Here is a 15,647-nt window from a genome sequence, read left to right as displayed (position 1 = left end):
GTGACTCCTGATTGTTGAACACCAGAATGAAAAAACCCGCCGAAGCGGGTTTTTCTGCAACACAGTTAAGCCGATAACTCGACCAACAGCTTGTTCAGTCGGCGCACATATTCCGCCGGGTCTTTCAAGCTGTCACCGGCCGCCAAGGCTGCCTGATCGAAGAGGATGTGCGACAGGTCGCCGAAGCGCTCGTCGCTCTGCTCGTTGTCGAGCTTCTCGATCAGCGGGTGAGCCGGGTTGAATTCGAAAATCGGCTTCGAATCCGGAACCTTCTGACCGCTGGCTTCGAGGATCTGACGCATTTGCAGGCCCAGGTCCTGTTCACCGATGGCCAGGATCGCCGGGGAATCGGTCAGGCGATGGGAAACCCGCACTTCAGCCACGGATTCGCCCAATGCGGTTTTCAAACGCTCGACCAGACCTTCCTTGGACTTGGCGACTTCTTCTGCGGCTTTCTTGTCTTCTTCCGAATCCAGATTGCCCAGGTCGAGGTCACCGCGAGCTACGTCGACAAAGCTCTTGCCGTCGAAATCGCTCAGGTAGCTCATCAGCCACTCATCGATGCGGTCGGTCAGCAACAGCACTTCGATGCCTTTCTTGCGGAAGACTTCCAGGTGCGGGCTGTTCTTGACTTGCGCGTAGGTTTCGCCGGTCAGGTAGTAAATCTTGTCCTGACCTTCCTTGGCGCGAGCCAGGTACTCGGCCAGGCCGACAACCTGTTCGCCGTCGTTACCGTTGGTCGAGGCGAACCGCAGCAGGCCGGCGATTTTCTCTTTGTTGGCGAAGTCTTCCGCCGGGCCTTCTTTCATGACCTGGCCGAAGTTTTTCCAGAAGCCCTGATACTGCTCAGGCTCGTTTTTCGCCAGTTTTTCCAGCATGTCCAGGACGCGCTTGGTCAACGCCGACTTCATGGAGTCGATGATCGGGTCTTTCTGCAGGATCTCCCGCGACACGTTCAGCGACAGGTCATTGGAGTCGACCACGCCCTTGATGAAACGCAGGTAAAGCGGCAGGAAGGACTCAGCCTGATCCATGACGAACACGCGCTGTACATACAGCTTCAGGCCCTTTGGCGCTTCACGCTGGTACAGGTCGAACGGAGCACGGGTCGGCACGTACAGCAGCGAGCTGTATTCCAGCTTGCCTTCGACCTTGTTGTGGCTCCAGCTCAGCGGGTTTTCGAAATCGTGAGCGATGTGCTTGTAGAACTCCTGGTATTCCTCGTCCTTGATTTCGGTGCGAGGACGGGTCCACAGGGCGCTGGCGCGGTTGACGGTTTCCCACTCGACAGCCGGCTGCTCTTCGCCTTCGACAGCGGCCACTTCTTTTGGCAACTCGATCGGCAAGGCGATGTGGTCGGAGTATTTCTTGATGATGTTGCGCAGGCGCCAACCATCGGCGAACTCGTCTTCACCGGACTTCAGGTGCAGGACGATGCGAGTGCCGCGCTCGGCCTTGTCGACGGTTGCAACTTCGAAATCGCCTTCGCCTTTGGACGACCAATGTACGCCTTCGCTGGCCGGGCTGCCGGCGCGACGGCTGAACACGTCGACTTTGTCGGCGACGATGAAGGCGGAGTAGAAACCAACACCAAACTGACCGATCAGGTGCGAATCTTTCTTCTGATCACCGCTCAGGTGCTTCATGAAATCTGCGGTGCCGGATTTGGCGATAGTACCCAGGTGGGTGATCGCATCTTCGCGGCTCATGCCGATGCCGTTGTCTTCGAGGGTGACGGTTTTAGCGTCCTTGTCGAAGCTCACACGGATTTTCAGTTCCGCGCCACCTTCCAGCAATTCTGGTTTGGCCAAGGCCTCGAAACGTAATTTGTCGACGGCGTCAGAGGCGTTCGAGATCAATTCGCGAAGGAAAATTTCCTTGTTGGAATACAGCGAATGGATCATGAGGTGCAGCAGTTGCTTCACCTCGGTCTGGAAGCCCAGGGTTTCCTTTTGAGTTTCCACACTCATGGTCATCAAACTCCAATCAGATGGCATAAGCCGCGACCTTGAGGGTCGGCGGCGGGTTGTCATCAGAGTTTGGGGCGCCGTTCAGGATTTCAAGGGCTCCTGGAGTTTGAAATGTGCCCGGGCCGTCGCGATGGGTTCGGCCTCGGTGCTTTGCCAGGCGGTAATCGCCACGTTGGCGACCCGGCGGCCCTGGCGGCAAACCTGGCAACGGGCCCAGGTGTCGCGAAATTGTCCCGCCCGTAAATAGTCCAGGGAGAAGTCGATGATCTTCGGCACTCCGGGCGAGCCGGTAAAAATCAGCAGGTGCAAGGCTGCTGACAATTCCATGAAACCGGCAATCACCCCCCCATGGATTGCCGGCAACAGCGGGTTGCCGATGTTGTCCTTGTTGGCCGGGAGGCGGAACAGCAACTCATCGCCAACGCGAGAGCATTCGACACCGATCAGTCTGGCGTAGGGAATAAGATCGAGCAGCGAGGCGTAGTCGCCCTGCTCATGGGCCTGGCGCAATTGCTCCTGCAAAAACTCAGTCATTTCGCACCTCCGGCAATCCTGCCGGCCATGCCTTTGCCGCCCTTGATGCCCGTGCCCATGCGCATGAAGGTGCCGACTACATGCGCGATCGGTTGTTCGGGATCGTCCTGATAGGCAAAGCCACGGGCGAAAATCACGTCAGTGGTCACTCGGTAACACTGGGCAAAGCCGAAAACATCTTTGTGTGGTTCGGCGGCATGCATGTAATCGATGCGCAAATCGAGGGTCGGGCAGACTTCGAATTCGGGCAGCACGCAGAGCGTGGCCATGCCACATGCCGTATCCATCAATGTGGTCAAGGCACCGCCGTGAATGACCCCGGTCTGTGGATTACCAACGATTTGCCGGCTGTAGGGCAGAATGATCGTCATTCCATCGTTGCTGGCGCTGTGAACCTGCAAACCGAGTACCTGACAGTGCCGCAGGGCCGACATAAACCGTGTTGCGCGCTCAAAAACGGGGTTTTCAGCCATTTCATTAAACTCTGATGAGTGTCCGCGCTCTGGGGTAAAAACCCCTGCAAAAGTTCCGTTTTAGACTAAACATATATATCTGAAGGTTTTGAGGAACTTAACCCTGATGCCTGTGCTCGAAAGGCCAAGTAGATATTTTCCATAAGGAGAGACACCCCATGCGTAAGACTTTAGCTATTGCCTTGATGTTGACCGCTTCCCTCGGTCTCGCTGCCTGCGATAAAAAATCCGAGGACAAAGCTCAAGATGCAAACCAACACGCCGAGCAAGCTCAGCAGGACATGAACAAAGCTCAGGATAAAGTGAACGACGCTGCGAAAGAAAACGCCGAAGCCGCCAAAGCTCAGGCTGAATCGAACGAAGCCGCTGCAAAAGAAGCTGCACCTAAAAACTAAAACAGTTTTTAGCGTGATAAAGAAAACCCGCCTGCTGCGGGTTTTCTTTTGCCTGCGATTTTTTGTTTACAGCAAGATCGTTCTGAAAGTCGGACTGACCATCAGCAACAACGAACACACCAGCCCAACCAACCACACCAGACTGCGCTGCCAGGCCTGGTCTGCCCAGTAGCACAACAGGTACAGGATTCGTGCAATCAAAAAGATGATTGCAAACGCGTCGATCAGCCATCCCGCCGTTTGAGTGGTGTGCGCCATCAACACCCCCACCGCAAACAATATGAACGCCTCGAAACTGTTCTGATGAGCCGCAACCGCGCGGGCGCCGAAACCTGTGAGCTGTGCCTGTTGCTGACGCGGCAGGTGATTGTCGTAACCGCCCTGCTCTTTCATGGCCTTGGCCACCGGCATGCGGGCGACATAAATCAACAGTGCACTGATAAACACACACCAGAACGGAATACTCATCAAGCGGCCTCTTTATTCACCTCAGGCAACGGCGCCTCTGTAGGGGTATAGACCATCACGTCGAGAACGTCGGAATGAAACTCGCGGCGATACAACACCAGCACCACGCCGGCACTCATCAACATGAATAGCCAGGGGCTGACAAACCAGGCCAGCATGGTCATGCCGAAGTAGTAGGAACGCAGGCCGAAGTTGAACTGGTTGGCGGCCATGGAGATCACCCGTGCCGCCCGGGCGGCAAAGGCTTTGCGCTCTTGTTCGGAAACAAGGCGCTCGCCGACCATGGGCGCCGAGCCAACCAGAATCGCTGCAAAGTTGTATTGGCGCATGCACCAGCTGAAGGTGAAGAATGCATAGACGAACACCAGCGCCAGGCACAGCAGCTTGATCTCGGACATGCCTTGGGAGGCTTGCTGCACCATCGGGATATCCGCCAGTAACGAGACTGCCCGCTCTGATGCGCCGAGCACGGTGAGAATACCGGCGAGGATAATCAGTGTGCTGGAGGCGAAGAACGATGCGTTGCGCTCCAGATTGCCAATCACGCTGGCGTCGGCGATGCGGTTATCGCGCAGCAGCATGCGACGCATCCAGTCCTCACGGTACAGATGCAGCACACTGGCCAGGCACGCGGTGTCGCGGCCCTTCCACGTTGCGTAACGGGTGTAGCCACCCCAGCAGATGACGAACCAGAGGGCGGCGAGGATGTGGATCAAATTGGCTTGGATGAACGACATGCAGGTCCTTGTGATGTAGTGGCAGAACACCGAAACCTTGTGGGCGCGGGCTTTTGTGTGAGGGGCCTTTGTGGCGAGGGGGCTTGCCCCCGTTGGGGCGCGTAGCGGCCCTTTACCAGTGTTCCGGGACTGCTACGCAGTCCAACGGGGGCAAGCCCCCTCGCCACAAGAGCAGCCCCCACATTCGGGTTTTGCATTGCTTCGACGTTAGCCCAAGAAAAAAGACACTGCATCCACTCCATAAAAAAATGCCCCGCATCGATTGATACGGGGCATTTCTTCAAGGCTCGAGACCCGCTTGTGGCGGGCCAATAAGCAGCTTAAGCCAGCGCTTCTTCGCGCTTGCCCAGCAGACGATCGCAAACCACCGCAACCACCAGCGTCATCACCGACGGCACCAGCCAGGCCAAGCCCTGCTCACTCAATGGCAGGTGAGACATCTGCTCCGGCATCCAGTCCGCCAGGCCGGCGCCCTTGAGGGCATCGATCAGACCGAAGATGAACGACACCAGCATCACCGGACCGACAATGCGGCCCTGCTCATGCCAGAAATCCTTGCAGAAGCTCAGGGCCACCAGAGCGATGCATGGCGGGTAGATCGCGGTCAGCACCGGGATCGAGAACGCAATCAGCTTGGTCAGCCCCAGGTTGGACACCAGCAGGGAGAACGCGGCCAGGATAATCACCAGGGTCTTGTAGGACAGTGGCAGCACACGGCTGAAGTATTCAGCGCAGGCACAGGTCAGGCCGACCGCCGTCACCAGGCAGGCCAGGGAAATCAGCACGGCCAGGAAACCGCTGCCCAGCGAGCCGAAGGTGTGCTGCACGTAGGCGTGCAATACCACCGCACCGTTGGTTGCACCGGCGGCCACTTCATGGCTGCCGGAACCAAGGCGGAACAGGCTGACATAAACCAGCACCAGGCCCAGACCGGCGATCAGACCGGCAATGATCGCGTAACGGGTGATCAGCGCCGGCGACTCGACGCCACGGGAACGGATGGCGTTGACGATGACGATGCCAAAGACCAACGCGCCCAAGGTATCCATGGTCAGGTAACCATTGATGAAGCCCTGGGAGAACGGTGCGGCAACGTATTCCGGTGTGGCGACACCGATGTCACCCGCCGGCAGGGCAAATGCCGCGATGCCCAGCACGGCCAGGGCGACGATCTTCAACGGTGCGAGAAAACGCCCCACGGTATCGAGCAGACGCCCCGGGTACAACGAGATGAAGAACACCAGCAGGAAGTACACCGAGCTGTAGAGGAACAGCGCCAGCGGGCTTTCGCCGGTCAACGGTGCCAGGCCGACTTCAAACGATACCGTCGCGGTACGCGGAGTCGCGAACAACGGGCCGACGGCCAGGTAGCAGGCAGCTGCCAGCAGGCCACCGGCAATTTTACCGATCGGGCTGCTCAATGCATCCATTGCCCCGCCGACCTTGGCCAGGGCGACAACGGTGATCACCGGCAGACCGACTGCGGTGACCAGGAAGCCCAGCGCCGCCATCCAGACGTTGGGGCCGGACTGCAAACCGACGATAGGCGGGAAGATGATGTTGCCAGCCCCGACGAACAGGGCAAACGTCATAAAACCAAGTGCCAGGATGTCCTGGCCTTTCAACACTTTCATTAAGGAAATACCACACTACTGAATCGGAATTTAGAGAGGGATTTCCCTATGGGTGAGGGAAATGCTGTCGGTCCGTATGGGACCAACCCTTTAAGCGCGTTACGGCCTTGTGGGCTGCGGACGCAAAAATGGCGCGTAGCCTAACGAATTTGTCTGACAAACGCACTGTTTGGGGGCGAACATTCCGATACGCGACATTTCCATGTCGCATTTACATATCTAATTTACCTTCACAGACCCCTGTGGCGAGGGGGCTTGCCCCCGTTGGGCTGCGAAGCAGCCCCGTATGCAGGCGATTGCACGTTGTCAGGTAGTCAATGAAAGCTGGTTTTGCGACTGCTGCGCAGCCGAACGGGGGCAAGCCCCCTCGCCACAGATAATACAAACCCCGGAAACGACAAAGGCCACCCGAAGGTGGCCTTTGTTTGGTGAAGCGTCAGCTAAGCGCGAGGCTTACTTGACAGCCCAACCGGTCAGCTCGGCCAGGGCCTTGCCGATGTCTGCCAGCGAACGCACGGTTTTAACGCCTGCGTCTTGCAGAGCAGCGAATTTCTCGTCTGCAGTGCCTTTGCCGCCAGAGATGATTGCGCCAGCATGGCCCATGCGCTTGCCCGGAGGAGCAGTCACACCAGCGATGTAGGAAACAACCGGCTTGGTCACGTGTGCCTTGATGTAGGCAGCCGCTTCTTCTTCAGCCGAACCGCCGATCTCACCGATCATCACGATCGCTTCGGTCTTCGGGTCTTCCTGGAACAGCTTCAGGATGTCGATGAAGTTCGAACCCGGGATCGGGTCACCACCGATGCCGACGCAAGTCGACTGACCGAAACCGGCGTCAGTAGTCTGCTTCACAGCTTCGTAGGTCAGGGTGCCGGAACGCGAAACGATACCGACCTTGCCTGGCAAGTGAATGTGACCTGGCATGATGCCGATCTTGCATTCGCCTGGGGTGATCACGCCTGGGCAGTTAGGGCCGATCAGGATGACACCCAGCTCGTCGCACTTAACTTTAGCGTCCAGCATGTCCAGGGTAGGAATGCCTTCGGTGATGCACACGATCAGCTTGATGCCGCCGAAAGCAGCTTCCAGGATCGAGTCTTTGCAGAAAGGAGCCGGAACGTAGATAACGCTGGCGGTTGCGCCAGTGGCTTCTACTGCGTCTTTAACGGTGTTGAACACTGGCAGACCCAGGTGCTCGGTGCCGCCTTTGCCCGGAGTTACACCACCAACCATCTTGGTGCCGTACTCGATGGCTTGCTGGGTGTGGAAACTACCTTGCGAACCGGTAATACCCTGGCAGATAACTTTGGTGTCTTTATTGATCAGGACGCTCATTATTTGCCCTCCGCAGCTTTGACAACTTGTTGAGCAGCGTCGGTCAGGCTGGTAGCAGCGATGATGTTCAAACCGCTTTCTGCCAGTACTTTAGCGCCCAGCTCAGCGTTGTTGCCTTCAAGGCGAACAACAACCGGGATTTTCACGCCGACTTCTTTCACTGCACCGATGATGCCTTCGGCAATCATGTCGCAACGAACGATGCCGCCGAAGATGTTAACCAGTACTGCAGCGACGTTGGTGTCGGACAGAATGATTTTGAACGCTTCGGTAACGCGTTCTTTGGTAGCACCGCCGCCCACGTCGAGGAAGTTGGCTGGCTTGCCGCCATGCAGGTTGACGATGTCCATGGTACCCATGGCCAGGCCAGCACCGTTGACCATGCAACCGATGTTGCCTTCCAGTGCCACGTAGTTCAGCTCGAACTTGGCAGCGTGCGCTTCGCGCGGATCGTCTTGCGACGGATCGTGGAAAGTCTTCAGCTTAGGCTGACGGTACATGGCGTTGGCGTCGATGTTGATCTTGGCGTCCAGGCAGTGCAGATCGCCGTCAGCCTTGATCACCAGCGGGTTCACTTCCAGCAGGGCCAGATCGTGATCCTTGAACAGCTTGGCCAGACCTACGAAGATCTTGGCGAACTGAGCAACTTGCTTGCCTTCCAGACCCAGCTGGAATGCCAGCTCGCGACCCTGGAATGGCTGAGCGCCAACCAGTGGATCGATAGTGGCTTTCAGAATTTTTTCTGGAGTGTCGTGAGCGATTTTCTCGATGTCCACGCCACCTTCGGTGGAAGCCATGAACACGATACGACGGCTCGAACGGTCAACGACAGCGCCCAGGTACAGCTCTTTAGCGATATCAGTGCACGATTCAACCAGGATCTTGGTGACTGGCTGACCATTGGCGTCAGTCTGGTAAGTCACCAGACGCTTGCCCAGCCACTGCTGTGCGAAGGCTTTGGCGTCTTCTTTGCTGCGAACCAGCTTGACGCCGCCCGCTTTACCGCGACCACCGGCGTGGACCTGGGCTTTGACAACCCACTCACTGCCGCCGATTTTGTCGCAAGCTTCTGCTGCTGCTTCCGGGGTGTCTACTGCGTAACCAGTGGAAACTGGCAGGCCGTATTCAGCGAACAGCTGCTTACCCTGATACTCGTGAAGATTCATGCTTTTTACCGTCTTCGTTAGGTACTGCGCATTCGGTGCTGCACTTGTTCAAGTGCCGCACCACCTGTGACTGCTGCTTGCGTAGCCTTTCCGGACAACCGGTGCAGCTACGCAAGACTGCGTCCAGCGGATATTCCGCGGTGAGTCTTGCGTGCAAGGCTCACGACGGGCCATGCCGCCGTGGTTTCTTATTATCTCTTTCGGACATGTGAAAACTGCTGCGCTAGGAAATACTGCGTTAAAAACAGGTTCGAAATGCTCATTGACTGACGTCAACTCCGCTTCCTCACCTGTTTTTGCCTTGTCTTTCCGTCGCTCGCTACGTTTTCACAAAGCCCTTAACGCTTCTTGCGGTTGGCGATGTGGATGGCGCCGCCATTCACTGCCAAAGCAGCTTCGTGCAAGGCTTCAGACAGGGTCGGATGGGAGAAAACCATCATGCCCAGGTCTTCAGCGCTGGTGCCGAATTCCATACCGATTGCGCCCTGCTGAACCAGTTCGGCAGCGCTTGGGCCAATCACGTGGACGCCCAGTACGCGGTCAGTCTTGGCATCAGCGATGACCTTGACGAAACCACCGGTGTCGTTGGCAGCCATGGCACGGCCAGAGGCTGCGAACGGGAAGGTGCCAACGTTAACTTCAACGCCCTCAGCCTTCAAGGCCTGCTCGGTTTTACCGACCCATGCGATTTCCGGGTGAGTATAAATAACCGACGGGATCAGATCATAGTTCATCTGGGCCTTGTGGCCCTTGATGCGCTCGACGACCATGATGCCCTCTTCCGAGGCCTTGTGCGCCAGCATCATGCCGCGAACCACGTCGCCGATGGCGTAAACGCCCGGTACGGTGGTAGCGCAGTGATCATCAACGTGCACGAAACCGCGCTCGTCCAGGGTCACGCCGCAGTCGGCTGCCAGCAGATCAGTGGTCACCGGACGGCGACCAACGGCTACGATCAGCTTGTCGAAAGTGATGGTCTGTTCGCCGTTGGCATCGGTGTAGTTCACCACGACTTCGTCGCCGTTCACTTTGGAGCCGGTCACGCGAGCGCCCAGCTTGATGTCCAGACCCTGTTTGGTCAGGGTTTTCAGCGCTTCCTTGGAGACAGCGGTGTCTGCTGCCATCAGGAAAGTGTCCAGGGCTTCCAGGACAGTCACTTCTGCACCCAGACGCGACCATACCGAACCCAGTTCCAGACCGATCACGCCAGCGCCGATAACGCCCAGACGCTTAGGCACGGCCTGGAATTCCAGGGCGCCAGTCGAATCGACGATCACATTCTGGTCAACCGGAGCCGGTGGAATGTCGATCGGACGCGAACCTGGGGCCAGGATGACGTTCTCGGCTTCGATGACTTCTACCGAACCGTCTGGCTTGGTGACTTCGACTTTCTTGCCGGCCAGCAGCTTGCCGTGACCCTGGATGGAGGTCACACCGTTGGCTTTGAACAGGGTCGCGACACCGGAGGTCAGGCCTTTGACGATTGTGGCTTTACGGCCGACCATCGCTGGCACGTCCATGGTCACGCCGGCGTGGTTGATACCGTGGATCGCGAAGCCTTCTTTGGCTTCCTTGTACTTCCAGGAGCTGTCCAGCAGCGCCTTGGACGGAATGCAGCCGACGTTCAGGCAAGTACCGCCCAGAGCCAGTTTGTCATCCTTGTCGGTGTACTTCTCGATGCAGGCGGTCGAAAGACCCAGTTGGGCGGCCTTGATGGCAGCCACGTAGCCGCCAGGGCCAGCGCCGATCACTACTACGTCAAATTTCTGCGACATTCAAAAAATCCTCTTTAGAGAAAAGCTTCAAGCCGCAAGCTGCAAGCCAGGCCGCGGGTTTTCCGCCCGCCCGACTTGCAGCTCATGGCTGCTTCTATCAGATATCCAGCAACAGACGAGCCGGATCTTCCAGCAGGTTCTTGATGGTCACCAGGAAGGTTACAGCTTCTTTGCCATCGATCAGACGGTGATCGTAGGACAGTGCCAGGTACATCATCGGACGGATAACGACCTGGCCGTTGATGGCCATAGGACGCTGGATGATGTTGTGCATGCCCAGGATGGCTGCTTGTGGCGGGTTGACGATCGGGGTCGACATCATCGAACCGAAGGTACCACCGTTGGTGATGGTGAAAGTACCACCGGTCATTTCGTCCATCGACAGTTTGCCGTCACGGGCTTTCTTGCCGAAAGTGGCGATGCCGCCTTCGATTTCAGCCAGGCTCATCAGTTCGGCGTTACGCAGAACCGGTACAACCAGGCCGCGGTCGCTGGACACTGCAACGCCGACGTCAGCGTAGCCGTGGTAAACGATGTCGCCGCCGTCGATCGAGGCGTTGACAGCCGGGAAGCGTTTCAGCGCTTCGGTGGCCGCTTTCACGAAGAACGACATGAAGCCCAGGCGCACGCCGTTGTGGGACTTCTCGAACAGATCCTTGTACTTCGAACGCAGCGCCATGACTTCGGTCATGTCGACTTCGTTGAAAGTGGTCAGCATCGCCATGTTCGACTGAGCTTCAACCAGACGCTTGGCCACGGTGGCGCGAACGCGGGTCATCGGTACGCGCTTCTCGATGCGGTCGCCAGCGGCGAACACAGGAGCGGCAGCCGAAGGAGCAGCAGCCTTGGCAGGCGCGGCAGCCGGAGCGGCTTTCTTGGCAGCAACGGCTGCAACCACGTCTTCCTTGGTCACGCGACCGCCTTTGCCGGTGCCGGCAACGGAAGCGATGTTGATGCCGTTTTCTTCAGCCAGCTTGCGAGCAGCCGGTGCAGCAACAGGATCGTCTTCGCCTTCAGCGCCAGGAGCAGCAGCTTGAGCAGCGGCAGCCGGAGCGGCAGCGGCTGGAGCGGCAGCAGCGCCGCCAGCTTCGATGGAGCCCAGGACTTCGTCGGACAGAACGGTCTCGCCTTCGCCCTTGACGATAGCGCCCAGCACGCCGTCAGCGGTGGCCAGCACTTCCAGTACGACTTTGTCGGTTTCGATGTCGACGATCAGTTCGTCGCGCTTGACCGCGTCGCCCGGTTGTTTGTGCCAGGTGGCAACGGTGCCATCGGCAACCGATTCCGGGAAAGTGGGGGCTTTGATCTCGATAGCCATTGTCTGTGGTTCCTTAAATTCGGTTTCAGGTGCGCGAAGGCGTTAAACAGTAAAGGCCGTTTGCAGCAGTTGTTCCTGCTGTTCGGCGTGCATCGATGCGTAACCGCATGCAGGTGCAGCAGAAGCCTCACGGCCCGCGTACTCGAGTACGAGAGACTTGTTGAGGTTGCTGATGCTGCGACGCATGTGGTGTTGGCTGCAGTACCACGCACCCTGGTTCATCGGCTCTTCCTGACACCAAACGGCATGCTTGACGTTGGTATAAGGAGCCAGGACTTCTTTCAAGTCGTCCTCAGGGAATGGGTACAGCTGCTCGATACGCACGATGGCGATGTCGTCACGACCTTCGGCACGGCGTTTTTCCAGCAGGTCGTAGTAGACCTTGCCGCTACACAGAACAACGCGCTCGACCTTTTTCGGGTCTTGGGCATCGATTTCCGGGATAACGGTCTGGAACGAACCTTCGGCCAGATCTTCCAGCGTCGAGATGGCCAGCTTGTGGCGCAGCAACGACTTCGGAGTCAGGACTACCAATGGTTTGCGCAGCGGGCGAATCACCTGACGGCGCAGCAAGTGGTAGATCTGAGCCGGCGTCGTCGGCATGCACACCTGAATGTTGTGCTCGGCGCACAGCTGCAGGTAACGCTCCAGACGAGCCGAGGAGTGCTCCGGACCCTGACCTTCATAACCGTGCGGCAGCAGCATGGTCAGACCGCACAGACGGCCCCACTTGTGCTCGCCACTGGTGATGAACTGGTCAATTACAACCTGGGCGCCGTTGGCGAAGTCGCCGAACTGGGCTTCCCAGATAACCAGGGCATTAGGCGTGGTGGTCGAATAACCGTATTCGAACGCCAGTACCGCTTCTTCGGACAGGAACGAGTCGTACAGGTCGAAGCGTGGCTGACCGTCGTACAGGTTCTGCAGCGGGATGTAAGTCCCTGCGTCTTTCTGGTTGTGCAACACGGCATGACGGTGCGAGAACGTACCGCGGCCGATGTCCTGGCCAGTCATGCGGATCGGGTGACCTTCGAACGCCAGGGTCGCGTACGCCATGGTTTCGGCGTAACCCCAGTTGATCGGCAGGCCGCCGGCTTGCATCTTCTGACGGTCTTCGTAGATCTTCGCAACCTGGCGCTGAACCACGAAGCCTTCCGGGATTTCCAGCAGCTTGGCGGACAGTTCCTGCAAGGTCTTCAGATCGAAACGTGTGTCGTGACGCGCGGTCCAGGCGTGGCCCAGATACGGACGCCAGTCCACGAACAACTCTTTGTTCGGCTCTTTGACCAGGCTCTTCACTACGTGCAGACCGTTGTCCAGCGCGTTGCGGTACTCGTCGACCTTGGCCTGAACACGTTCAGCGTCCAGTACACCGGCCTGAGTCAGACGATCAGCGTACAGCTCACGGGTGGTGCGCTGCTTGGTGATCTGCTGATACATGATCGGCTGGGTGCCGCTTGGCTCGTCGGCCTCGTTGTGGCCGCGACGACGGTAGCAGACCAGGTCGATCACTACGTCACGCTTGAACTGCATGCGGTAGTCGATGGCCAGCTGGGTCACGAACAATACGGCTTCCGGATCATCACCATTCACATGGAGGATCGGCGCCTGGATCATTTTCGCGACGTCGGTCGCGTACTCGGTGGAACGCGAGTCCAGCGGGTTGCTGATGGTGAAACCGACCTGGTTGTTGATCACGATGTGCACGGTGCCGCCGGTCTTGAAACCGCGGGTCTGCGACATCTGGAAGGTTTCCATCACCACGCCTTGACCGGCGAATGCCGCGTCACCGTGGATGGAGATCGGCAGAACCTTCTCACCGGTAGGGTCGTTGCGACGATCCTGACGGGCGCGAACCGAACCTTCGACCACTGGAGAAACGATTTCCAGGTGGGACGGGTTGAACGCCATGGCCAGGTGAACTTCACCGCCGGTGGTCATCACGTTGGACGAGAAGCCCTGGTGGTATTTAACGTCACCGGAACCCAGCTCGACCTTCTTCTTGCCTTCGAACTCGTCGAACAGCTCGCGCGGGTTCTTGCCGAAGGTGTTGACCAGCACGTTCAGACGGCCACGGTGGGCCATGCCAATGACGATTTCCTTGGTGCCGTAGGAACCGGAACGCTGGATCAGTTCGTCGAGCATCGGGATCAGGCTTTCGCCGCCTTCCAGACCGAAACGCTTGGTGCCCGGGTATTTGGTGCCCAGGTATTTTTCCAGGCCTTCGCCAGCAGTCACACGCTCGAGCAGGTGGCTCTTGATGTCGGCGGAGTACACCGGACGACCGCGCACGCTTTCCAGACGCTGCTGGAACCACTGGCGCTGCTCGGAATCGGTGATATGCGTAAATTCAGCGCCGATGGTGCGGCAATATGTCTGCTGCAACGCTTCGTGAATTTCGCGTAGGCTCGCTTCCTCTTTGCCGATGAACAGGTCGCCGGCACGGAAGGTCGTATCAAGATCGGCATTGGTCAAGCCGTAATGATTGATCGACAGGTCTGCAGGTGCAGGACGCTGCCACAGCCCCAGCGGATCAAGCTGGGATGCCTGGTGGCCACGCATACGGTAGGCCTGGATCAATCGCAGCACTTCAACTTGCTTCTTCTCGTGCTCACTGCTCACGCTGCCGGCGGAAACCGGTTGGGCGCGGCGCTGGTTCTTTGCCAGCAGAACGAAATGATCGCGAATTGTGGAGTGCGAAACATCGGTGGCAGAGTTGCCGTCAGCAGGCAACTTCTGGAAGTAGGTGCGCCACTCTTCTGGCACAGCGTTAGGGTCGTGCAGGTAGAGCTCGTAGAGCTCTTCCACATAGGCAGCGTTACTACCGGACAGGTAGGCGCTGTTCCACATGCGCTGCATCACGCTTTCTTGCATGCTTGGTCACCCTCGGTTAGGGGAACACCACCGGTGTCGACACCGAGCAAACTTGCAGAAGTCCGAATGCAGCGACCAAAACAAGCCACTAGGATCACACTGATAGTCCGGGTACCAGCCCGGATGCCCCTGCTTGTCTCATTTCTTCAAAATAAGAGCCGCTGCCTTTAAAGCAGCTGCTCTGGTTATAGCTACGGCGCGGGTTGAAGCCCGCGCCGAAGCCTCTACGGCACAGCAGTACTACATTTACAACAGCTGAATCACACGCCGCTCGAGAGCAACATGTTACGGATGTGACCGATGGCCTTAGTCGGGTTCAGGCCTTTCGGACATACGTTGACGCAGTTCATGATCCCGCGGCAGCGGAATACGCTGAACGGGTCATCCAGCGAAGCCAGACGCTCGGACGTCTTGGTGTCGCGGCTGTCTGCCAGGAAGCGGTACGCTTGCAGCAGGGCAGCCGGGCCCAGGAACTTGTCCGGGTTCCACCAGAAGGACGGGCAAGAAGTCGAGCAGCAGGCGCACAGGATGCACTCGTACAGACCGTCAAGCTTTTCACGCTCTTCAGGGGACTGCAGACGCTCGATGGCCGGAGCCGGCGTGTCGTTCTGCAGGTAAGGCTTAACCTTCTCGTATTGCTTGTAGAAGATGCTCATATCCACGACCAGGTCACGGATAACCGGCAAACCTGGCAGAGGACGAACGATCAACTTGTTACCTTTTACGACGGCAGACAGCGGCGTGATGCACGCCAGGCCGTTTTTGCCGTTGATGTTCATGCCGTCCGAACCGCAGACGCCTTCACGGCAAGAGCGACGATAGGAGAAACCCTCGTCCTGCTCTTTGATCAGGGCCAGCACGTCCAGCACCATCAAGTCTTTACCACCGGTATCGACCGAAAATTCCTGCATGAACGGCGCAGCGTCCTGATCAGGGTTGTAGCGATAAACACTGACTTGCAACATGGC

At 57.9% G+C, this 15,647-nt stretch carries 13 protein-coding genes; 1 reads left to right on the top strand and 12 read right to left on the bottom strand.

The features are described 5' to 3' along the window. Nucleotides 1-65 precede the first annotated feature (65 nt). The 3 genes from htpG to ASE98_RS11490 form a co-directional block, all read right to left on the bottom strand. Nucleotides 66-1,970 carry a molecular chaperone HtpG gene (gene htpG / locus ASE98_RS11500; protein WP_060541593.1) on the bottom strand — a complete coding sequence of 635 codons (1,905 nt, stop codon included), beginning with the start codon at nt 1,968-1,970 and terminating at the stop codon, nt 66-68. A gap of 81 nt (nt 1,971-2,051) precedes the next feature. Continuing rightward, nucleotides 2,052-2,504 (bottom strand): PaaI family thioesterase, encoded by a 453-nt coding sequence (locus ASE98_RS11495; protein WP_060541484.1) that lies wholly within the window; start codon nt 2,502-2,504, stop codon nt 2,052-2,054. Then, nucleotides 2,501-2,977 (bottom strand): PaaI family thioesterase, encoded by a 477-nt coding sequence (locus ASE98_RS11490; RefSeq protein WP_060541483.1) that lies wholly within the window; start codon nt 2,975-2,977, stop codon nt 2,501-2,503. The genes ASE98_RS11495 and ASE98_RS11490 overlap by 4 nt, the downstream gene beginning before the upstream one ends. Nucleotides 2,978-3,135: 158 nt before the next feature. Here ASE98_RS11490 and ASE98_RS11485 point away from each other — a divergent pair, with 158 nt between their 5' ends. Beyond that, on the top strand, nt 3,136-3,372 hold the full coding sequence (locus ASE98_RS11485) for a hypothetical protein (protein ID WP_034146354.1): 237 nt from the start codon (nt 3,136-3,138) through the stop codon (nt 3,370-3,372). A gap of 66 nt (nt 3,373-3,438) precedes the next feature. Here ASE98_RS11485 and ASE98_RS11480 read toward each other — a convergent pair whose 3' ends face one another. From ASE98_RS11480 to ASE98_RS11440, 9 genes are all read right to left on the bottom strand, one after another. Then, on the bottom strand, nt 3,439-3,840 hold the full coding sequence (locus ASE98_RS11480) for an MAPEG family protein (protein ID WP_060541482.1): 402 nt from the start codon (nt 3,838-3,840) through the stop codon (nt 3,439-3,441). After that, a complete protein-coding gene (locus ASE98_RS11475; protein ID WP_060541481.1) occupies nt 3,840-4,577 on the bottom strand; it encodes a DUF599 domain-containing protein in 738 nt (245 codons plus the stop codon). The genes ASE98_RS11480 and ASE98_RS11475 overlap by 1 nt, the downstream gene beginning before the upstream one ends. Nucleotides 4,578-4,897: 320 nt before the next feature. After that, complete coding sequence (brnQ, locus tag ASE98_RS11470) at nt 4,898-6,211, bottom strand: branched-chain amino acid transport system II carrier protein (protein ID WP_060541480.1); 1,314 nt, start codon at nt 6,209-6,211, stop codon at nt 4,898-4,900. Nucleotides 6,212-6,664: 453 nt separating this feature from the next. Continuing rightward, a complete protein-coding gene (gene sucD / locus ASE98_RS11465; protein WP_060541479.1) occupies nt 6,665-7,546 on the bottom strand; it encodes a succinate--CoA ligase subunit alpha in 882 nt (293 codons plus the stop codon). After that, entirely contained in the window at nt 7,546-8,712 is a 1,167-nt protein-coding gene (sucC, locus tag ASE98_RS11460) for an ADP-forming succinate--CoA ligase subunit beta (protein WP_007919879.1), read from the bottom strand. The genes sucD and sucC overlap by 1 nt, the downstream gene beginning before the upstream one ends. A 338-nt stretch (nt 8,713-9,050) precedes the next feature. Then, nucleotides 9,051-10,487, bottom strand: coding sequence for a dihydrolipoyl dehydrogenase (gene lpdA, locus ASE98_RS11455; protein WP_060541478.1), 1,437 nt, complete (start codon nt 10,485-10,487; stop codon nt 9,051-9,053). Nucleotides 10,488-10,584: 97 nt separating this feature from the next. Continuing rightward, nucleotides 10,585-11,805 (bottom strand): 2-oxoglutarate dehydrogenase complex dihydrolipoyllysine-residue succinyltransferase, encoded by a 1,221-nt coding sequence (gene odhB, locus ASE98_RS11450; protein ID WP_060541477.1) that lies wholly within the window; start codon nt 11,803-11,805, stop codon nt 10,585-10,587. A gap of 42 nt (nt 11,806-11,847) precedes the next feature. Next, a complete protein-coding gene (locus ASE98_RS11445; RefSeq protein WP_060541476.1) occupies nt 11,848-14,679 on the bottom strand; it encodes a 2-oxoglutarate dehydrogenase E1 component in 2,832 nt (943 codons plus the stop codon). A gap of 260 nt (nt 14,680-14,939) precedes the next feature. Next, the gene (locus ASE98_RS11440) at nt 14,940-15,644 is read right to left on the bottom strand and encodes a succinate dehydrogenase iron-sulfur subunit (RefSeq protein ID WP_060541475.1); all 705 of its coding nucleotides are present in this window, start codon (nt 15,642-15,644) and stop codon (nt 14,940-14,942) included. Nucleotides 15,645-15,647: the final 3 nt, after the last annotated feature.

Origin of the sequence: Pseudomonas sp. Leaf48 (genome assembly GCF_001421885.1) — a bacterium.
Taxonomy (GTDB): Bacteria; Pseudomonadota; Gammaproteobacteria; order Pseudomonadales; family Pseudomonadaceae; genus Aquipseudomonas.
This window is presented reverse-complemented; position numbering and strand designations above follow the sequence as displayed.